Source organism: Vibrio sp. ABG19 (genome assembly GCF_029962385.1).
Classification (GTDB): domain Bacteria; phylum Pseudomonadota; class Gammaproteobacteria; order Enterobacterales; family Vibrionaceae; genus Vibrio; species Vibrio ostreae.
Genome location: NZ_CP071707.1, coordinates 955,285 through 972,718, shown reverse-complemented (window position 1 = coordinate 972,718; position 17,434 = coordinate 955,285). Strand labels below are relative to the sequence as shown.

Below are 17,434 nucleotides of genomic sequence, written 5' to 3'. Positions count from 1 at the left end.
AGTGAAGTCTTTCGCTTTTTAGGGCGATACAAATTCAGCCCTCCAGGCCTGCACCGCTATCGTATTACTTTCGCGACACGGCAGCTGGCCATATATCAGGCTTTACTCGCCGCCAGAGTGCGGTTTTGGCACAGTTTGGCCAACTTGCCGCACAACACAATAATCACAGCGCCCAGCAGCACAGGTGTAATCAGGAATGACCAACTTTGACCTGTCAGCATGATCAACAGCGGATTCGCTCCAGCAGGCGGATGCGTGGTTTTGGTCACCAGCATCGCAGAGATGGCCAGCCCGGTTGCACACGCCAAGCTCCAGGGCTCAACCGGTACAAAATGCACAAACACTAAGCCAATCGTTGCCGTGATCAGGTGGCCGATAATGACGTTTTTTGGTTGCGCTAACGGACTGTCCGGTACCCCAAATACCAACACTGCCGTTGCACCAAATGGTGCCATTAGCCACAGACCATGACCACTCCATGCATCTGCATAGGATAAGACTCCAATCGCGAATGTCGCCGCGATACCAGCCAATAACGCTGATTTTATATGATTCATTTTTTGCTTCCTTTAGGTAGACCACTCTGTCTGCCAGCAAGAGTAGACAAAGTGGTCTACCTGTGTCAAGATACTTTTATCCACAAATTTGGTGCTGATTAATCAGGACATTAAAAGGAAATCTCCGATGAATGATAAACGAGAGTTGTTAATTGAAACCGCTCTGACCCTGTTTTACCGCCACGGGATCCGCGCGGTAGGCATCAATGAAGTGCTCAAACAGTCCGGTATCGCCAAAAAAACGCTTTATCACCATTTCGCTGGTAAAGAAGAACTGATCGCAGCCGCACTGGAGCATCGTGACACGTTATTTTTTGACTGGTTAAGCGCAGAAATGGCACAGTACTCACCGGGGCTACCTGCCATCAGAGGGTTATTCACTGCCTTGGATCGCTGGTTACATGGCGAGGTTGAGCAGCTGAGTCCCTTCCGTGGCTGCTTTTTTATCAATACCGTAGTGGAGTATGGGCAGGAAGCTGAAGGGCTCAGAGAAACTTGCCAGCAGCATAAACAGAAGGTTCGCACCCTGATTCAATCCTGCCTTACACAACAACAGCAAGCGCAGCCAGGTCTGCTCGATACTCTGTGTCTGTTGAAAGAAGGCGCGATAGTGACTGCTCAGGTCAATAACGACAGCAACGCCGCCCGTGCCTGCCTGCCGTTATTAGAAAGTCTGCTGAGTGAAGCCTGAATCTTGAACAAGCAGTAAAGATCCGCCTTCCAGCAGGCGGTTAAGCCCGGCCTCAGTGACAGATTTCGTAGGTGGTCATCGCTTTGATCGGGACCCGAAAGCTGGAGATGTGCGACAAAACATAAGAGTGGTGATGGCGAATCAGCTCTGCCGAAGCATGCGGTTTATCGTGCGTGGTATGGGCATCGGTGGCCACAATGATCGAGTAACCCAAAGCTGCCGCACGTCTGGCACTGGTATCGACACAAAAATCAGAAGCGTAGCCGCACACAATCAACTCATCCACATCCTGCTCTTCGAGCAGAACCCGCAGATCGGTATGGTGAAATGAATCTGGCGTGGTTTTACGCACAAACAGATCGCCGTCTTCGGTCTGGATATCATGCTGGAGTTGCCAGCCTTCACTGTCATACTTCAACTGGGCATACTCCGGCTCTTCGTGCTGAACAAAGATAACCGGGTAACCTTTCGTTCTGGCCCAGGAACTCAAAGTATTAATATTACGCACCACCTCTTTCGCGGCATACGGCTTGGGCTCCTGCTCAAACAGAGACTCCTGAACATCAATAATCAATAGCGCTTTGTTTTTCATTTTCCACCCCCTGTCACGGGCATTCCCCTCGCCTTCATGTTGGCAAGTAATACAAACTTCCATCTCAAGCATACGCTACGCAGAGGATTTCTTCACGGCTGAGTTTTATTCCAGTCATACTCCATCTGGTGCGCCGTTTGCTCTGCCAGTGCCAGCGATGCCAGTTTCGATACCAGATACAAACTCATATCAATGCCAGCAGATATGCCCCCCGACGTGGTAATCCGCTCATCAGCAACAACCCAGCGGCACTTTTGTTTGACATCCAGTTGCGGAAACCTCGCTTTAAGATCAGCGATGTCTTCCCAATGGGTGGTGACCGGATGGTCAGTCAGAACTCCCGCCTGAGCGAGCAGAAATGCGCCGGTACACACTGAGGCCACCTGGCTGGCCTGTGCAGAGACGCGTCGAATCCAGTCGATCACTGCCGGCTTTTCCAGTTCAAAAGTGTGCACCCCACCGACCACGATCAATAAATCAATCGGCGGATGATCCGCAAAACTGTAATGAGGGTTAACCAGAAAGTTGCCGCGCGCATTCACTAGCGCATCATTCTGAGCCACAAAAAAAATATTCCAGTCATTCCCGGCCAAGCGTTTAGCCGTGCTGAAAACTTCAAACGGGCCGGAGAAGTCCAATACTTCGGCCTCATCATAGATGTAGATACCAATATTCATTCTGACAGCCTGCTTAAAGGAGAATTTCGGTGGTCACTTGCGTTTTGACCGAGTTGGCAATGAAACAGTTCTCGTGAGATTGATGATGCATTTTTTCCAGCATCTCGATACTGGGTTGTGATTGACCGGAAAAGACAATTTTGGGCCTCAGCACCACTTTGGTCAGAGCTTCCCGACCCTGCTCGTTTTTTTCCAGTGTCCCGACTGCATTATCCTGATACGACTCGACCACAAAGCGCTTTTTTGCCGCAATCGACAAAAAGACCAGCATATGACAACTGGATAACGCCGCAATCATCGCTTCTTCCGGGTCAACGTTGGCGGCAACCGAATAAGGCAGCGGCACCACATCCGGTGACGCGGAAGCGGCGACCTTGGCTCCCCCGTCAAACTGCCATTCATGGCCGCGACTGTATTTATTATCACTAAAAATTTCATCAGCTTGACGCTGCCACGTAACCGTAGCGGTGTGTTGAGACATGAATACTCCAAAATAATGATGATATGCAACCTTTCCATCGTCGCACTGTGTTCACCATATACCCATTCCGGTGAAATGTTAAATAAATTCAGGCCGATAAAATACCGGTTTGAAAGAGACGCAGATATTCTGCCAGAGCCAGCTTGTCTGCGCGGGTATCGACCCAATCCGGATTGATCGGGCGCCAGAATACCTCATCCGCTTCATGACAACCTATTTCGCCCTGCCAGGCAGGAATGACATAGTAGTGCAGTAATTGCAGTTCGTTGGTTGGATGGTACAGGGAACAGAGATAGACAGACTCCGTTGGCGTTATCGCCAACTCCTCCAGCAACTCTCGGGCCAGCGCCTCTTGCTGGCTTTCCCCCGCCTCAATGTGTCCGCCAGGTATTGCCACCAGGTTAGGGTCACAGGTTTTTTCTGCCGAACGTTTTTCCAGCAGTACCTGATTGTCTTTCACGACCAGAAAAGAGACGCATTGAAACACTTCCATGACTTTGTCCGTCCCATAATCAATAGAGAATATACAGATCTGGCTCACGCCATCCCGGGTTGAAAACGAGTCCATCCAAACAGGAGCATGCCAGCAAATGACGCCCAGACGAATGTCGCCAGACTGAGCGTCCAAAACAGGTTGTAACGATAACTGAAGTAATAAGCCGACAACAAGTATGCGGCGTAAGGGATGAGAGAATATAATCCAAACAGTATAGTAACGCGCAGATCATCCATACTGCGCTCTGTGCCAACAATATAATGGGCAATCAAAGCAAAGGTCGGAAACAGCGGTACCAGGCCGGAAATAAAAAAACTTTTACTTTTCGACAACAGAGCAATCAACAAAACAGCAAATGCTCCCAATAAGCACTTAACGAACAACGCCAACATCCTACATCCTTTTACCCAACTGAGTTACCATCAATATAAAAGGTGCTGACACAATCATCATCCCCAATTCTCATCAGGTGAGAAAATATTGCCTAAATCCGGAACCGGCGAAGATACGTCAAAACGTCAGTACTTCCACTGTCCGCGCTCATCAACCACGAGTTTGCCCTTGTGCTTCACTCGCAGAACTCCAGAATCAAAAACCTGGTATTCGTACCCTTTATTCTGAAAATGATAGCCCAGGAAACGGCACGGTGTTTTCTTGTCACCACACAGCAGATGCATCGTCTCTCCCGTAAGCTCAATTTCTTCAGCGCTGCGTTTAGAACGGCCATGATAAGTGACATTGTCACAGGTCACTTGTCCTTCTCCACAATGGGAAGTAATCGTCACGACGTAATTTGTCGTGGTCAAAGTACCGGCCAAAGACGGCAATGAGATTGAAAGCAACAGCGCTCCCACCATGCCGGCACACTTACCTAAACGGGCTTTTCGCGCCATATCCGCCACCTAATTCTCACTTAATTTGCCACCGGAGCAATACCACTCTGGCCGGTGGTTATTTCAGCCAATCCAACGCCTGTTGGTAATCTTCAAAAAATTTCACTTCACCGGACATAAACCAGCCCGCCAGTTTGGCAGCTTTTTCCTGCCAGCCAGGCCTGCCGTACAGCGCGATCTTATCAAAATCAGCGCCATGGTTGAGGCCCAGCTTAAAATCATCCCAGGCGGCTCTCAGCTCCCAACCATCCAACTCAGTGGCATCGAGCAATACTCTGACTTTCGGTTCATTGACCTTAATCAGCGCGGCTTCTAACATCGGGGTCATTGCCTGGTAATCACGGTGTGTTAATGTGCCAAACGCTTTGATGGTGACAAAAAATTCGTCATCCACGCGATCCAACCCAATTGAAATACCGTGTCTTTGAACATTCATAACGCCCTCCCGCCGTGAAAAAATCAGCATTATTTGGCCAGCTCCACCCAGGTTCCCTGAGTTAACAGCTCCAAGTCTTTAGAGTGTAGTTCAAACAATGAATTAGGCGTGCCCGCTGCGGCCCAGATGGCTTCGTAACATTGCAGGGAAGGATCCAGAATCGTGGTCACTTTAGCGTGGTGGGCAACAGGCGGTACACCGCCGATGGCATAGCCGACCTTTTCGCGTACAAAATCGGCATCCGCTTTTCCCAGTTTGATGCCGGTCGCCTGTTCTACTTTCTTGGTGCACACCATATTGGCGCCTGAAGCAACAATCAGAACCGGATCTCCGGTTTGCTTGTCTTTAAAAATAAGAGATTTGGCGATCTGCCCAATTGAGCAACCAACCGCTTCTGCAGCCTCGGCAGCGGTACGCGTGGAAGCCGGCATCTGTTTCACTACAAACTGCTGCCCGTGCTGAGACAGAAAATCCTGTACTCGCTGTGACGAGGCCTTTAACTCGAGACTCATAACCCTTTCCTTGTTGATATGAACCTACACAACATAACGCGGGAATAAGTCGCGGGCAAGCCGTGAGCCATGTTAGTTTTTCGTCAAACGATACAATGCTTTGTTCCTGATATCAGGAACTTGGCCAACAGATCGTTTCAGTCTATGACGGACAAAGCATGACCGCCATTGTGCTAAGGTACAGGAACCCAGGGCTTGAGTTCCACCACATTGCCCTCAGGATCGTGCAGATAGATCGAGCGCCCGTAACCCTGAGCGCCATAGCGCTTGGCAAAATCAGAATGCTGCACACCATGGTTGTCTAAATACGCCACCAGCTCTTTTTCATTACGCGGCGTAATCTGCAGACAAAAATGGTCCATATTGCGTCCGTCTTGTTGCGGTGGTTTACCGCCTTCTTTTCCTAATGGACTGTCGACCGTCACAATGTCAATTAACGCGTTTCCGGCGCGCAGTTGAGTCAGCCCCTCAGGCAACTCACGCTCAACCGGACAACCAAGCACATCACGATAAAAATTCAGCATCTGCTCCAGCTGTGTGGTTCGTAGCACGACATGATCAAGCCCTTGTATCTCTATCATGGTCAATTCTCCGTTCCGTTCTCAGTGTTATTGTACGTATACCTGCGGCACACCTAGCTGTATTGCAATCAAGTATTAGGTCAAAGTGAACAAGCAATCGTTCAAAAAAACAAGCAACAGATTAAGTAAAGCAGAGAAAATTCATTCGCCAAACTGGCCGAAATCACTACAATATCAGCTCACCGAAACAAGCTCCGCCTATCGAGCATTTATTCACGGCTGGTAAGACTCATTAGTCACTTACGATGAAACAAATAATTCACTTACGATGAAATTAAGTAAACGCCTCAAACGACTGGAAAGCCAGGTACACCATCACTACGACCACATCTGGGATTGCTGCTGCGACCATGGTCTACTCGGTGCCGCGCTGCTTGAGCGCCAGGCTGGCGGACAAATACACTTTGTTGATATCGTGCCGGACTTGATGACGTCATTACAGCAGCGCCTGACTACTTATTTTGGTCAAGAGTGGCCTTGTCAATGGCAGACCTACTGTATGGACGTTGCGCGGATTCCGGTAGCCGACATGCCCGGCTCACACCTGGTCATCATTGCCGGTGTCGGCGGTGACCTGATGTCAGATTTGATTGCAGCCATCTGCAGTGCCAATCCAAACACGCCGCTTGAGTTTCTGTTGTGTCCGGTTCACCACACGTACACGCTCAGAGAACAGCTACGCCATCTTAAATGTCATGTCATTAAAGAAACTCTGGTTGAGGACAACCAACGCTTTTACGAAATATTGCACCTAACGACGCACCATCAGCACGGCAATCAACCGCTGGTCAGTCTGACCGGAGACAGCTTATGGCGCACTGAGTGTGAATCCAGCCGACAGCTTGCCCACCGTTATCAACAAAAATTACTGACCCATTACGGGCGCATGCAACAAAGTAATCCGCAAAAAGTCGCGCCTATTTTAACCGCCTATCAATCGGTTGAAATTGCATGAGCGAACTCAACCGACTTGCCTGTATTTGGCTCATTGCTCTAGCACAAGGGTCATAAATTTGCTGTTGGGATCCGGTTGGTAATCGCCGAAAGGCTCACAATCAACAAAGCCATGTTTGGCGTACAAACCATGCGCTGCGCTAAAAAATGCTTGAGTGCCGGTTTCCAGGCTGAGCTGTTTAAAGCCTCTGGATTTCGCATCGGCTATAAGATGATTGAGGAGCTTCGTCGCTACCCCTTTGTTGCGCGCAGCACCGGAAGTACGCATCGATTTAATTTCGCCATGATCACAACTTAATGATTTGAGTGCCACACAACCAAGTACACTATTGCCTTCCGCTGCTGACCAGAAAGTAATGGAAGGGTGTTGTAACGCTTTGACATCGAGTGCATGGACACTTTCCGCCGGTGAGGTGGCATGCATATCGGCTAAATGCTCTTCCAGCAAACGAATGATGCCTGAGCCTTGTAAATCATCGATTTTTATTTCCACTATCACTTCCTTACAACTCTGGGCTTCGGATCGGATTACTTGCCCGGTTATCGGTGACTCACAACGTTTGGTCTATTCAGATGCCTGTGCCTGATATTAACGCATGTTCCTATATGCGCTATATATCGAAACATGCTGCACCAGAACCTGTTATTTGATCAGTTGTAAAATGGGCTTAAAACTATCGTTGCGACAATCTTTCACCAGCTCGTACAAACACATTTCCACAGACGTTTTATGCGCACCAAGCGCGCACATCTTTTCGATACCTAACTGACGGTTAGCCTGACTGCGTGAAGAGATACAGTCTTGCACTACTTCTACCTGATAACCGCTTTGCAGTAAACCGGCCACTGTCTGATACACACAGATATGACTCTCGATGCCACACACCAGCCAGTATGATACCCCCGCGTGCATAATCGCTTCTGCAAACGGAGCTTCAGTGCCTGCACAAAAATGGAATTTTTGAATCGGATGCTGACCCGGCGCCAATAACTCACGAATTTCCGCAACGGTTTCGCCGAGTTTATCGGGGTTCTGCTCCAGCCATATCACGGGCAGCCCCAGAATTTGCGCCCCTTTAATCAATTTGGCTGTTGCGTCCAGTACCGCTTGGCTATCGTGAACCAGTCGCGCCAGCCTGCCTTGAACATCAACCACGATCAAACCGGTATTTTCTTTGACTAGCATGATTTAACTACCTACTGAAACATTCATCCAACACTGATTCCCTTATGGCTGGGTCACAAGTCCAGGATATCCGTAAGACAATGCACCACCGGTCCGGCATAAGTGCTGGTAAATGGCTGATGACCCGGGTTGTACCAGATGGTCTGCAAACCAGCTTCAGCGGCGGGTAAAATATCATTTTCCAGCGTATCACCGACCATGGTGACAGCAGCGGGAACCGCGTTCAAACGCTCGATAATCATGTGGTAGAACAGCGGCGTTCCTTTCGAAACGCCGAGAGTCTGTTTACAGAAATAGCCCTGGATATAATCATCCAGACCAACACGTAAAAATGCATTTCGAACATCTGCTTCAACCGAGTTCTCTGCGTTGGTGGCAATATAGATCTCCGCGCGCTGACTCAGACGGCGCAACATTTCCAACGCATGCGGCGTTGCTTCTACTTGTGGCCAGTCACACATTTTTCCCGGCAGTGAGGGGTTATCAATCATCAGAGTATCCCCCCAGTCAAACAGATAAATTCTACTCATCACTTTACCCTTGTCGCTGCTTACTCTGTGCTCTTTTTACTCTTTTCCCTTCATCTTGCAAGCCTGCCCTCTGGACACCTAAAACGGTTAGCTAACGGCAGCCCGGCTAAAAGACTTCACCGCCCTGTTCAAGATACTCAATCTCTTCCGTGGTCGAAATCCGGCCAAGAATAGAGTTACGGTGTGGATAGCGACCGAAGCGGTCAATCACAACTTTATGTCTCACTTCAAAGTCCAGATTGCCTTGCTGACCGAGTTCAGAGTACAGATCGACCGCAGCAGCATGTATCAGGCGCGATTCACTATGCATAAACGGCATATAGAGAAAAACCTGCTCATCCCTGGTGAGCTGCTTATTGTAGCCTTTTTCTATCGCAAATTGAGACAATGCCAGAGCCAGCGGATCGTTAACAAAAGCTTCTCGCCTTCCCCGGAAGATATTTCGAGAAAACTGATCCAGTACGATCACTTCAGCCAGCGCGCCCTGCGGGCACTGGCGCCAATGGAATAACTCACCTTTCACAGCCTGCTCATGAAGCGGTAAAAAGCGGTCTCGGATTTGATCATCCAGTGCTGTATCTTTCTGCCACCACATTTCCGGCGTGATTTCATGAAACCAGAATGTCAGAACACTTTGATACATATCGAACTCCTTTAGTCACAACTGAAAGTATAGAACGTGTACAACTGTTCGCATTCACATGCTAATCACGTCTGTTAAGAGAAAAATTAAGAATCATAATCTGCTGTGGTCCTGCATCACCACCCAGATAAAGTTCACCTGTGTCACGAAATCCACCCAGCTCGTAACATCTTTTCGCCGCCGGATTTTTGCAGTTCACCGTGAGATAGATGGTATCGTACTGTGGATAATGCGCCGGTAAATAAACCGAGAGTAGTTGGACGGCCTGTTTGCCAAACCCCTGGCCCTGAAACAGTTCCGACACAAAGAATGCGCGTAATCCCAGACTGCCTGGTGCGGCAAACTGATACTGGGCACTGTAGGTGGTATCAATCAGGAAGAAACCCACCACAGTGTCATTGAACAACATGACATGAGGATGAATGAAGTTATCAATATTCACCATGATATCTTCGATACACCCCACAAACTTGATCTGCTCGGGCGCCACCTGCAATTCGGCCACCTCAGCGAGGTGTTTCGGTTGCATCGGATGAAGGTTTAACACGTCTGATTACCGCCTACTTAACGTATGTTTATATAAACACTGTAGCCTAAACAATCAGTTAACATAACCCCACTATCCCATCAATGCGTTGAGCTGCGGGGTCACTTCACATAAATAACATTCTTTTCCAATCCGGTTGACGGCCGCCAAAACCGCACCCGAGTTCATTACCGCGCGGGCAAAAGCGTGCCGTGCTAAGGCGCTGAAAGTGCTTGATAACATAACGAGTATCAAAGCCACGCCAGCTATCAAAGCCAATGTACTCACTCACCGACCAGACATTAACCTCAGTTGATTGGAGCTGTTCTGATTCTTAAAGTAAACGCTTCCCTATGAGTAAACTAATACCCATAGAGATTCTCTGTTTTTAGTTCATTGAATTAGGGCTAGACTGTGGTTATGCCCGACCAAGCGGGTCTTAGAGGCGGTTGAACTTTCGGGCTTGTACAGAGTCCGAATAATTATCCCGAAAATTCAACCGCTTTTATAATGTCCAATAAACTAAGGAATCATCATGATTGAACAAGGACAAAACCTTCCTCAAGCCACTCTGAGCGAGCTGACTAAAGACGGAATGGTGAATCACGACGTCACAGAACTGTTTGCCGGCAAAAAAGTTGTGCTGTTTGCAGTACCAGGTGCCTTCACTCCGACCTGCTCTGAATCTCACCTGCCTGGTTACGTCGTACTGGCTGACAAACTGAAAGAAAAAGGCGTTGATCTGATCGCTTGTGTTGCCGTTAACGATGCGTTCGTTATGAATGCATGGGGCGAGGCGCAAAATGCATCTGAGCTACTGATGCTGGCTGATGGCGATGCAAGCTTTACTAAAGCTCTGGGTCTGGAAATGGATACTGGCGCGTTCGGCGGTGTTCGTTCACAGCGTTACGCGATGATTGTGGAAAACGGTGTGGTCACGACTCTGAATGTTGAGCCACCTAAGTCGTTTGAAGTCAGCAAAGCAGAAACGATTCTTGCCGCGCTGTAATGACGCTCAGTGATGACAAAACACCAGGTCACTGACCTGGTGTTTTTTATTGCTTTCAATGGTTATGAGCTATGACAACCTGCATCACCAACCAAAGATCCTTTATTGATCTGCAGGATGATGAACCCCGTCATATGTCTTTACATTGCCCAGTTCAAACGGGTTAACGCCTTCCAGACACGCCACATTATAGCCATACTGAGTCGGATTTGAGCGGCGCTGGTGATGCGTATAAATACCACACACAGAACAGAAGAAGTGCTGAGCAGTTCGCGTACCAAACTGATACAGACGTAACGCTTCCTGACCCTTTACGATGCGCAGGTTCTCCAACGAGACCGACGCGACAATCGCACCACGACGCCGACACATTGAACAATCACAGCGACGTGGCTCCTCTATGCCGCGGGGTAAGGTCAACTCCAGCTCCACCGTGCCGCAATGGCAGCTTGCCGTGTGTTTCTCCCGGATCTGCGTTTCGCCAACTTGCTTAATCATCTGAAATTTCAGGCTCCATCATCCAACAGTTCAAGGCTGTATTATCCAGCAGCTCAAGGCTGTATTATCAGAAACTCAAGACTGCTTATCAAAAACCGCTACGCCTGGTGGCAAAGTCAGCCAACTCATTTTCTCACTGACCCACACATGCGCAGTCGGCTCGAATAAACGATCATCATCGAGATCAACCGGTCGTAACTTGAGTTTGATGACCTCCGGCTGCGCCGGATTGAGGTGATAAATGCGATTGCTGCAGCGAACGCAGGAGAAACCTAAATTATGATTACCACTTTCGGCAACTCGGCCCCATTTTGTCATTTCACCATTAAATTCAATATCTTTTGCCGCCACAATGGCCGTAATGCTGTACGGTGCGGTCGATAGTTTCTGGCATTCTTTACAGTGACAAGCCATGACTTTCATCGGTGCTGCGTGTAACTGATAAGTCACCTGACCACATTGGCAGGAGGCGTGAATCGGAAACTGCATAATCTTCTATTCCTTTGAGATGCACCTGGCGAAGCACGTCATGTGATGCCTGAGTGACGGGTAACGTAAAATTGAAGCACGTTATCATGGCGCAAAAGTTCCAATCCAACGACGGCTAATCGGTAAAAATAATGTTTCATTTTTAACAGATGCACAACCGGCAAAAACGCAATATTGTAAAAGCAAGCCCGCAAAGTGTGAGGCTAAGCATAAAAATAACGATTCAGAGGAAGTTTTATGAAAATATTGATTCAATATACACAGACTGGTATGTACAAAGACGATGCATGGGAAACACCAGCGTTACATCTTAAAGGCCAGCTGCATGCGGTTTCTCCTTCATACGCCGCACAGTTAATTAAACGTAACCAAGCAAGCCTGTTTACCGATGAAAACAAAAACGTGGTGATTAGCGCATAGTACAGAATAGTGCCCGACCGACCCTCCCCGGCATCTGCATCGGCTCAGTGTAGCAACGACGCTCAACCGTTTAACGCTGCATTCCAATTAGCCTGCCGATATCGACAAAGCACTGGGGTTCGATTGAGACCTCAGATAATAAAGACTTCCAGGCAATATCAGCGTGTAAAAATATCGCTCAGCAGCTGATATTGCCTTGCTTACCTTACTGATATTATTCCACATCGATACGATCCCAAACGACAGATAGTAAAACGCACCACCATGATGGCAGTGCGTGACAGGTATTTGCTTTAAAAGGCTGCTTTCAGAAGCCAGAAAATGACTGGCATCTGGCGTGTCGTTTCGGCAGTCCGGATTAACAGTTACCTTTTTTGGCTTGACCCGGAGGACAAAATTGGCCGTGACCATCATGATGTCTGCCATCTGAGCCGACTCTGACGTCGACATCGTCTACCCGGCCTTCAACTCGAGTCAGCTGACAACCAAACAGTGTAAAAGATACCATTGCGATCAGTAGATAGTTTCTCATTTCAAACTCTATTTATTGTTATGGGGTTTAATACGAATCTTAGTACTGTATACGCAACAGTGAGTAGAATTGTTCTTTTTATGAAAAAAAATGGTGTTAATTATGAAAACAATAACTAAGCAGGGTTTGTGGTCACAATCGCTCATCAGGCAACACCATCGGGCAGCACGCTGCAACGATTAATCATCCTGCCTAGACTAATAATCTGCTCTAGAATACGAAGGCTGACCACCCAGACAATACCTAGCCAAATGATGGGTCTCTGCAAGAGTCTGGTACCAGTTGTTAAACACTAAATCGCACTGATTCAAAATCACTGAGCCAAACGGGTAGTGGCGATACTCAGCACACAGCGCCTGCAACTGCTGCGGATTCTGTAAAGGCTGACGAAATCGCATCGCCGTCAGATGAGCAGTAATTAGCTTATAGCGGGCATCGATGCTGGTTTGAAGGCCGGAAGCCTGCAGACCATCCCTTAATCTTTGGCGCAGAATGTCTAACTCATTACCGACCGGGTAACCTTGGATAACAATGCATGAAGGCGATGCAGTCACGCCGCGCAGTTCTAGCTGAATCGGATCCAGGCCGCGCAAAGCCCGATGAAACACGTCAACATAGGCTTGCGGGTCAATATCGCTGAGCTGAAAACCTTGCAGGCAAGAGATGACCGACAGCAAGGTAACATGCAGTTCATCGTTCGGATAATAGTATTGTTGTGGCTCGTGTTGACTAAGGTGATCAAGAAACTGACCAATCCGAGCCGCAACATCCGGGCTGTTGTCCGCTAAATAAGCCAGAGCGGTAATACCACGACGCGTGTCCGGCTGGCCATTCAGATAAGGGTCGCATTGATACGAATTGCTGCTCACAGCGTCAGTAAACTGCTGCCACATCTGTTCGTATATGTCATTAACCACCCTGTTCTCCTTAGCTCACGGCCTACTTACTTTTACCTGCTTGCCTTTACCAGCTTACTTTAAGCAGCTCACCGTTAAGAGCGATAAAAGGTATCGATATATAACGCTTCAACTTTATCACGTGCCCACTGGGTTTTGCGCAAAAACTTCAGTGATGACTTGATGGAGGGTGAGTTGTAAAAACAGTTGATATTGACTTGTTCATACAGCTCCGGCCAACCGTAATGTTCGACCAGCTGTACTAAAATTTTTTCCAGAGTTACCCCGTGTAAAGGGTTATTAGGTTGAGCTTCACTCATGAGATATTTTCCGGCTAAAGGCAGGGATTGGTACACTATTGACGACGAATCGGCAATCAGCAGATATAAAAAAGGAGAGCATAAGCTCTCCTTCTCTTAAACCTGAACTGCTAATTACAGAGCAGCTTTCGCTTTTTCTACAAGAACAGCAAATGCTGCTTTGTCGAATACTGCGATGTCAGCAAGAATCTTACGGTCGATCTCGATAGATGCTTTCTTAAGACCGTTGATGAAACGGCTGTAAGATAGACCATTTTGACGAGAAGCCGCGTTGATACGTGCAATCCACAGTTGACGGAATTGACGTTTCTTGTTGCGACGGTCACGGTAAGCGTATTGACCAGCTTTAGTAACTGCTTGGAAAGCTACGCGGTAAACACGTGAACGTGCACCGTAGTAACCTTTAGCTTGTTTCAGAACTTTCTTATGACGTGCACGAGCTTGTACACCACGTTTTACGCGAGGCATTATGTCTCTCCTAAACTAAACGATAAATAAACTAAAAAGAATTAAGCGTATGGCAGCATACGGATTACTGCAGCCACTTCACATTTAGGAAGGATTGCATTAGGACGTAGCTGACGCTTGTTCTTAGTAGTACGCTTAGTCAGGATGTGACGTTTAGTAGCGTGCTTGTACTTAATACCACCAGCAGTTTTCTTGAAACGCTTAGCAGCACCTTTGTTGGTTTTCATCTTAGGCATGATGAATAACTCCGCATTGTAGTAGTTTAATAAACAACGTAATCAGGGCGAATAAAACCCAACCGTCTTACCCTTCTCAGGGGACGGCTGAGTCAATTACTTGTAAGCCGTTAATTACTTCTTCTTAGGGGCTAGCACCATGATCATCTGGCGACCTTCAATACGCGACGGGAAAGATTCCACAACAGCAATTTCTGCCGTGTCTTCTTTTAGTCGGTTCAGAACGTCAACACCGATGTCTTGGTGTGCCATCTCTCGGCCACGGAAGCGAATCGTTACTTTCACTTTGTTGCCTTCTTCAAGGAAACCAGTCAGGTTGCGTAGTTTTACCTGATAGTCTCCAATATCAGTCCCAGGACGGAATTTAACTTCCTTAATCTGGATCTGCTTTTGCTTCTTCTTCTGCTCTTTCTGAGCTTTACTCTTTTCGAAGAGGAACTTGCCATAGTCCATCACACGACAGACTGGTGGCTCGGCGTTAGGGCTGATCTCTACAAGATCCATACCAGCTTCTTCGGCCGCTGCTAGTGCTTCTTGGATCGAAACGATACCAACAGATTCACCGTCAGCGCCTGTTAAACGAACTTCACGAACGCCACGAATTTCACCGTTTAAACGGTGCTGGTTTTGTTTGGCCGGTACTTGGCCACGTCTTCCGCCTTTAATAGTTTATTCCTCCAGATTTAACTTACGGCTAGCAATCTCGGTCTGGATATAAGATACGAAGTCATCCAGTTTAAATTTACCAAGATCTTTACCTTTACGAGTACGTACTGCAATTTCACCGGCTTCCATTTCTTGGTCACCACAAACTAACATGTACGGTACACGCTTCAGAGTGTGTTCGCGAATTTTAAAGCCAATCTTCTCATTTCTCAAGTCCGCTTTTGCGCGAATGCCACATTTTTGTAGCTTTTGGGCCACTTCTTGAGCGTAATCAGATTGTTTGTCGGTAATATTCACAACAACAGCCTGTTCTGGTGCCAGCCAGGTCGGGAAGAAACCTGCATATTCTTCGATAAGAATACCAATGAAGCGTTCCAAAGAGCCCAAAATAGCTCGGTGAATCATAACCGGAACCAAACGCTCATTGTTTTCGCCGACGTAAGTCGCGCCCAATCGAGTTGGCAGGTTGAAATCGAGCTGCACAGTACCACATTGCCACGCACGGTCAAGACAATCATACAAAGTAAATTCAATCTTAGGTCCGTAGAACGCGCCTTCACCCTCTTGAATTTCGTAAGCAATGTCCATTGCTTCCAGAGAATGTTTCAGTGCTTCTTCAGATTTATCCCAGATTTCATCGCTACCCACGCGTTTTTCAGGGCGAGTAGACAGTTTTACTGCGATGTTTTCAAAACCAAAAGTGGTGTATGTGTCGTAAACCATCTTGATGCAAGACGTCACTTCCTGCTGAATCTGATCTTCAGTACAGAAAATGTGTGCGTCATCCTGGGTAAAGCCACGCACACGCATAATGCCGTGCAGTGAACCCGATGGCTCGTTACGGTGACATGAACCGAATTCCGCCATACGCAGCGGCAGGTCACGGTACGATTTCAGACCTTGGTTAAAGATCTGTACGTGGCCAGGGCAGTTCATTGGCTTGATGGCGTAATCACGGTTCTCTGAATGGGTAGTAAACATCGCATCAGCGTATTTATCCCAGTGACCTGAACGTTCCCACAGAACGCGGTCCATCATCAGCGGGCCTTTCACTTCCTGGTAATCGTACTCAGTCAGTTTTTGACGAACGAAGACTTCCAGGTCACGGAAAATCGACCAGCCATTGTGGTGCCAGAACACCATACCCGGTGCTTCTTGCTGCATGTGGAACAGGTCAAGTTGCTTACCGATCTTACGGTGGTCACGCTTAGCAGCTTCTTCCAGACGTGTAAGGTGCGCTTTCAGCGCCTTCTTGTCATGGAAAGCAGTACCGTAGATACGTTGCAGCATCTTGTTGTTGCTGTCGCCGCGCCAATAAGCACCTGCGATGTTCAGCAGCTTGAAGTTCTGACAGAAACCCATGTTTGGTACGTGAGGACCGCGACACATGTCGATGTATTCTTCATGGTGGTAAAGACCAGGACGGTCATCACGAGCTACGTTTTGGTCCAGGATTTCCATTTTGTATGGTTCCTGACGCGCTTCAAACGTATCACGCGCTTCCTGCCAGCTGACTTTCTTTTTCACAACCTGGTATTTGGTCTTTGCCAGTTCCAGCATGCGAGCTTCGATCTTTTCCAGGTCTTCCTGAGACAGAGATTCTTCCAGATCAATATCGTAGTAAAAACCACTGTCGATCGTTGGACCAATCGCCATTTTTGCTTGTGGGTACAGCTGCTTCAGTGCATGGCCAAGCAGGTGAGCACAAGAGTGACGAACAATTTCCAGACCGTCTACTTCATCTTTCGTGGTGATGATTTCAAGGCTTGCATCGTTTTCGATCAGATCGCACGCATCAACGCGTACGCCATCTACACGGCCGGCAATGGTCGCTTTCGCCAGACCAGGACCGATAGATTGAGCAACTTCAAAAGTAGAAACCGGGTTGTCAAATTGACGCTGACTGCCGTCAGGAAGAGTAATAATAGGCATGATATATCCCTACAGTGGTGTTGCATACCAAGCAACACTTGTTTGAATTTTGTGCTTTAAAATCAATAAATAATAAATCCAAGCACGCGAATTTTAAAACTTTGAGTCCCCATTTTGGCACAAATACGGATGCACCAGCCTGAGCACGAAAAAAGCATTCTAACTAATACAGATGAAATCTCAATGATATTCTGCGCTTAAGCGTCAATTTCA

Annotated in this window: 28 protein-coding genes; 4 read left to right on the top strand and 24 right to left on the bottom strand. The window is 47.8% G+C overall.

The window, feature by feature from the left end:
• Positions 1-95 precede the first annotated feature (95 nt).
• Complete coding sequence (locus J0X00_RS04360; protein ID WP_136485877.1) at positions 96-557, bottom strand: HPP family protein; 462 nt, start codon at positions 555-557, stop codon at positions 96-98.
• Between the two features lie 127 nt (positions 558-684).
• On the opposite strand from J0X00_RS04360, the gene J0X00_RS04355 reads away from it, so the two are divergent.
• Positions 685-1,248 (top strand): TetR/AcrR family transcriptional regulator, encoded by a 564-nt coding sequence (locus J0X00_RS04355; protein ID WP_136485879.1) that lies wholly within the window; start codon positions 685-687, stop codon positions 1,246-1,248.
• A 52-nt stretch (positions 1,249-1,300) separates the two neighbouring features.
• Here the strand turns inward: J0X00_RS04355 and J0X00_RS04350 are convergent, their stop codons facing one another.
• From J0X00_RS04350 to J0X00_RS04310, 9 genes are all read right to left on the bottom strand, one after another.
• The gene (locus tag J0X00_RS04350; RefSeq protein ID WP_136485881.1) at positions 1,301-1,840 is read right to left on the bottom strand and encodes a cysteine hydrolase family protein; all 540 of its coding nucleotides are present in this window, start codon (positions 1,838-1,840) and stop codon (positions 1,301-1,303) included.
• Positions 1,841-1,932: 92 nt separating this feature from the next.
• Positions 1,933-2,517 (bottom strand): DJ-1/PfpI family protein, encoded by a 585-nt coding sequence (locus J0X00_RS04345; protein ID WP_218561902.1) that lies wholly within the window; start codon positions 2,515-2,517, stop codon positions 1,933-1,935.
• Between the two features lie 13 nt (positions 2,518-2,530).
• Complete coding sequence (locus tag J0X00_RS04340) at positions 2,531-2,998, bottom strand: OsmC family protein (RefSeq protein WP_136485886.1); 468 nt, start codon at positions 2,996-2,998, stop codon at positions 2,531-2,533.
• Positions 2,999-3,086: 88 nt separating this feature from the next.
• Positions 3,087-3,491, bottom strand: a complete 405-nt coding sequence (locus tag J0X00_RS04335; protein ID WP_282476417.1) for an NUDIX domain-containing protein — start codon at positions 3,489-3,491, stop codon at positions 3,087-3,089.
• A gap of 44 nt (positions 3,492-3,535) precedes the next feature.
• Positions 3,536-3,886: a GlpM family protein gene (locus J0X00_RS04330; RefSeq protein ID WP_136485890.1), complete on the bottom strand. Its 351-nt coding sequence runs from the start codon at positions 3,884-3,886 to the stop codon at positions 3,536-3,538.
• A gap of 126 nt (positions 3,887-4,012) precedes the next feature.
• The gene (locus J0X00_RS04325; protein ID WP_240798187.1) at positions 4,013-4,387 is read right to left on the bottom strand and encodes a hypothetical protein; all 375 of its coding nucleotides are present in this window, start codon (positions 4,385-4,387) and stop codon (positions 4,013-4,015) included.
• A 58-nt stretch (positions 4,388-4,445) separates the two neighbouring features.
• On the bottom strand, positions 4,446-4,823 hold the full coding sequence (locus J0X00_RS04320; RefSeq protein ID WP_218561899.1) for an STAS/SEC14 domain-containing protein: 378 nt from the start codon (positions 4,821-4,823) through the stop codon (positions 4,446-4,448).
• 29 nt (positions 4,824-4,852) lie between these two features.
• Entirely contained in the window at positions 4,853-5,335 is a 483-nt protein-coding gene (locus J0X00_RS04315) for a YbaK/EbsC family protein (protein WP_136485894.1), read from the bottom strand.
• Positions 5,336-5,508: 173 nt separating this feature from the next.
• The gene (locus J0X00_RS04310; RefSeq protein ID WP_136485896.1) at positions 5,509-5,916 is read right to left on the bottom strand and encodes a VOC family protein; all 408 of its coding nucleotides are present in this window, start codon (positions 5,914-5,916) and stop codon (positions 5,509-5,511) included.
• Between the two features lie 268 nt (positions 5,917-6,184).
• Between J0X00_RS04310 and J0X00_RS04305 the strand changes: the two genes are divergently transcribed.
• Entirely contained in the window at positions 6,185-6,871 is a 687-nt protein-coding gene (locus tag J0X00_RS04305) for a tRNA (adenine(22)-N(1))-methyltransferase TrmK (RefSeq protein ID WP_136485899.1), read from the top strand.
• A gap of 30 nt (positions 6,872-6,901) precedes the next feature.
• Here the strand turns inward: J0X00_RS04305 and J0X00_RS04300 are convergent, their stop codons facing one another.
• The 5 genes from J0X00_RS04300 to J0X00_RS04280 all read right to left on the bottom strand — a co-directional run bounded on the left by J0X00_RS04300 (position 6,902) and on the right by J0X00_RS04280 (position 9,776).
• The gene (locus J0X00_RS04300; protein WP_136485901.1) at positions 6,902-7,363 is read right to left on the bottom strand and encodes a GNAT family N-acetyltransferase; all 462 of its coding nucleotides are present in this window, start codon (positions 7,361-7,363) and stop codon (positions 6,902-6,904) included.
• 150 nt (positions 7,364-7,513) lie between these two features.
• Positions 7,514-8,056, bottom strand: coding sequence for a hydrolase (locus J0X00_RS04295; protein WP_282476416.1), 543 nt, complete (start codon positions 8,054-8,056; stop codon positions 7,514-7,516).
• A gap of 53 nt (positions 8,057-8,109) precedes the next feature.
• Complete coding sequence (locus J0X00_RS04290; protein ID WP_282476415.1) at positions 8,110-8,586, bottom strand: HAD family hydrolase; 477 nt, start codon at positions 8,584-8,586, stop codon at positions 8,110-8,112.
• Positions 8,587-8,692: 106 nt separating this feature from the next.
• Positions 8,693-9,229 carry a DUF924 family protein gene (locus tag J0X00_RS04285; protein WP_136485907.1) on the bottom strand — a complete coding sequence of 179 codons (537 nt, stop codon included), beginning with the start codon at positions 9,227-9,229 and terminating at the stop codon, positions 8,693-8,695.
• Between the two features lie 61 nt (positions 9,230-9,290).
• Positions 9,291-9,776 carry a GNAT family protein gene (locus J0X00_RS04280; protein ID WP_136485909.1) on the bottom strand — a complete coding sequence of 162 codons (486 nt, stop codon included), beginning with the start codon at positions 9,774-9,776 and terminating at the stop codon, positions 9,291-9,293.
• 514 nt (positions 9,777-10,290) lie between these two features.
• On the opposite strand from J0X00_RS04280, the gene J0X00_RS04275 reads away from it, so the two are divergent.
• Positions 10,291-10,764 (top strand): peroxiredoxin, encoded by a 474-nt coding sequence (locus tag J0X00_RS04275; protein WP_282476414.1) that lies wholly within the window; start codon positions 10,291-10,293, stop codon positions 10,762-10,764.
• A gap of 102 nt (positions 10,765-10,866) precedes the next feature.
• On the opposite strand, the gene J0X00_RS04270 is transcribed toward J0X00_RS04275, so the two are convergent.
• Together J0X00_RS04270 and J0X00_RS04265 are read right to left on the bottom strand one after the other, a co-directional pair.
• Entirely contained in the window at positions 10,867-11,262 is a 396-nt protein-coding gene (locus J0X00_RS04270; protein WP_136485913.1) for a GFA family protein, read from the bottom strand.
• Between the two features lie 75 nt (positions 11,263-11,337).
• Entirely contained in the window at positions 11,338-11,751 is a 414-nt protein-coding gene (locus tag J0X00_RS04265) for a GFA family protein (RefSeq protein ID WP_218561894.1), read from the bottom strand.
• Between the two features lie 237 nt (positions 11,752-11,988).
• Here J0X00_RS04265 and J0X00_RS04260 point away from each other — a divergent pair, with 237 nt between their 5' ends.
• Positions 11,989-12,171 (top strand): hypothetical protein, encoded by a 183-nt coding sequence (locus tag J0X00_RS04260; protein WP_136485917.1) that lies wholly within the window; start codon positions 11,989-11,991, stop codon positions 12,169-12,171.
• An 87-nt stretch (positions 12,172-12,258) separates the two neighbouring features.
• On the opposite strand, the gene J0X00_RS04255 is transcribed toward J0X00_RS04260, so the two are convergent.
• The 7 genes from J0X00_RS04255 to thrS all read right to left on the bottom strand — a co-directional run bounded on the left by J0X00_RS04255 (position 12,259) and on the right by thrS (position 17,221).
• A complete protein-coding gene (locus tag J0X00_RS04255; protein ID WP_282477018.1) occupies positions 12,259-12,597 on the bottom strand; it encodes a hypothetical protein in 339 nt (112 codons plus the stop codon).
• Positions 12,598-12,900: 303 nt separating this feature from the next.
• Positions 12,901-13,620 (bottom strand): 2'-5' RNA ligase family protein, encoded by a 720-nt coding sequence (locus J0X00_RS04250; protein ID WP_168797024.1) that lies wholly within the window; start codon positions 13,618-13,620, stop codon positions 12,901-12,903.
• A gap of 74 nt (positions 13,621-13,694) precedes the next feature.
• Positions 13,695-13,919: a VF530 family protein gene (locus J0X00_RS04245; protein WP_136485920.1), complete on the bottom strand. Its 225-nt coding sequence runs from the start codon at positions 13,917-13,919 to the stop codon at positions 13,695-13,697.
• Between the two features lie 114 nt (positions 13,920-14,033).
• On the bottom strand, positions 14,034-14,387 hold the full coding sequence (rplT, locus tag J0X00_RS04240) for a 50S ribosomal protein L20 (protein WP_004401084.1): 354 nt from the start codon (positions 14,385-14,387) through the stop codon (positions 14,034-14,036).
• Positions 14,388-14,428: 41 nt separating this feature from the next.
• The gene (rpmI, locus tag J0X00_RS04235) at positions 14,429-14,623 is read right to left on the bottom strand and encodes a 50S ribosomal protein L35 (RefSeq protein WP_005377932.1); all 195 of its coding nucleotides are present in this window, start codon (positions 14,621-14,623) and stop codon (positions 14,429-14,431) included.
• A gap of 114 nt (positions 14,624-14,737) precedes the next feature.
• Positions 14,738-15,289 (bottom strand): translation initiation factor IF-3, encoded by a 552-nt coding sequence (infC, locus tag J0X00_RS04230; RefSeq protein WP_136485922.1) that lies wholly within the window; start codon positions 15,287-15,289, stop codon positions 14,738-14,740.
• 3 nt (positions 15,290-15,292) lie between these two features.
• Positions 15,293-17,221, bottom strand: a complete 1,929-nt coding sequence (gene thrS / locus J0X00_RS04225) for a threonine--tRNA ligase (protein ID WP_218561893.1) — start codon at positions 17,219-17,221, stop codon at positions 15,293-15,295.
• Positions 17,222-17,434 lie beyond the last annotated feature (213 nt).

Bases quoted from the DNA above. Each gene is read 5' to 3' on its own strand.
- J0X00_RS04360 (WP_136485877.1), bottom strand. From the start codon at position 557: ATGAATCATATAAAATCAGCGTTATTGGCTGGTATCGCGGCGACATTC.
- J0X00_RS04350 (WP_136485881.1), bottom strand. From the start codon at position 1,840: ATGAAAAACAAAGCGCTATTGATTATTGATGTTCAGGAGTCTCTGTTT.
- J0X00_RS04330 (WP_136485890.1), bottom strand. From the start codon at position 3,886: ATGTTGGCGTTGTTCGTTAAGTGCTTATTGGGAGCATTTGCTGTTTTG.
- J0X00_RS04305 (WP_136485899.1), top strand. From the start codon at position 6,185: ATGAAATTAAGTAAACGCCTCAAACGACTGGAAAGCCAGGTACACCAT.
- J0X00_RS04335 (WP_282476417.1), bottom strand. From the start codon at position 3,491: ATGGAAGTGTTTCAATGCGTCTCTTTTCTGGTCGTGAAAGACAATCAG.
- rpmI (WP_005377932.1), bottom strand. From the start codon at position 14,623: ATGCCTAAGATGAAAACCAACAAAGGTGCTGCTAAGCGTTTCAAGAAA.
- J0X00_RS04295 (WP_282476416.1), bottom strand. From the start codon at position 8,056: ATGCTAGTCAAAGAAAATACCGGTTTGATCGTGGTTGATGTTCAAGGC.
- J0X00_RS04345 (WP_218561902.1), bottom strand. From the start codon at position 2,517: ATGAATATTGGTATCTACATCTATGATGAGGCCGAAGTATTGGACTTC.
- J0X00_RS04260 (WP_136485917.1), top strand. From the start codon at position 11,989: ATGAAAATATTGATTCAATATACACAGACTGGTATGTACAAAGACGAT.
- J0X00_RS04310 (WP_136485896.1), bottom strand. From the start codon at position 5,916: ATGATAGAGATACAAGGGCTTGATCATGTCGTGCTACGAACCACACAG.
- J0X00_RS04245 (WP_136485920.1), bottom strand. From the start codon at position 13,919: ATGAGTGAAGCTCAACCTAATAACCCTTTACACGGGGTAACTCTGGAA.
- rplT (WP_004401084.1), bottom strand. From the start codon at position 14,387: ATGCCTCGCGTAAAACGTGGTGTACAAGCTCGTGCACGTCATAAGAAA.
- J0X00_RS04325 (WP_240798187.1), bottom strand. From the start codon at position 4,387: ATGGCGCGAAAAGCCCGTTTAGGTAAGTGTGCCGGCATGGTGGGAGCG.
- J0X00_RS04275 (WP_282476414.1), top strand. From the start codon at position 10,291: ATGATTGAACAAGGACAAAACCTTCCTCAAGCCACTCTGAGCGAGCTG.
- J0X00_RS04340 (WP_136485886.1), bottom strand. From the start codon at position 2,998: ATGTCTCAACACACCGCTACGGTTACGTGGCAGCGTCAAGCTGATGAA.
- J0X00_RS04285 (WP_136485907.1), bottom strand. From the start codon at position 9,229: ATGTATCAAAGTGTTCTGACATTCTGGTTTCATGAAATCACGCCGGAA.
- thrS (WP_218561893.1), bottom strand. From the start codon at position 17,221: ATGCCTATTATTACTCTTCCTGACGGCAGTCAGCGTCAATTTGACAAC.
- J0X00_RS04270 (WP_136485913.1), bottom strand. From the start codon at position 11,262: ATGATTAAGCAAGTTGGCGAAACGCAGATCCGGGAGAAACACACGGCA.
- J0X00_RS04315 (WP_136485894.1), bottom strand. From the start codon at position 5,335: ATGAGTCTCGAGTTAAAGGCCTCGTCACAGCGAGTACAGGATTTTCTG.
- J0X00_RS04265 (WP_218561894.1), bottom strand. From the start codon at position 11,751: ATGCAGTTTCCGATTCACGCCTCCTGCCAATGTGGTCAGGTGACTTAT.
- J0X00_RS04320 (WP_218561899.1), bottom strand. From the start codon at position 4,823: ATGAATGTTCAAAGACACGGTATTTCAATTGGGTTGGATCGCGTGGAT.
- J0X00_RS04255 (WP_282477018.1), bottom strand. From the start codon at position 12,597: ATGGCAGACATCATGATGGTCACGGCCAATTTTGTCCTCCGGGTCAAG.
- J0X00_RS04290 (WP_282476415.1), bottom strand. From the start codon at position 8,586: ATGAGTAGAATTTATCTGTTTGACTGGGGGGATACTCTGATGATTGAT.
- J0X00_RS04355 (WP_136485879.1), top strand. From the start codon at position 685: ATGAATGATAAACGAGAGTTGTTAATTGAAACCGCTCTGACCCTGTTT.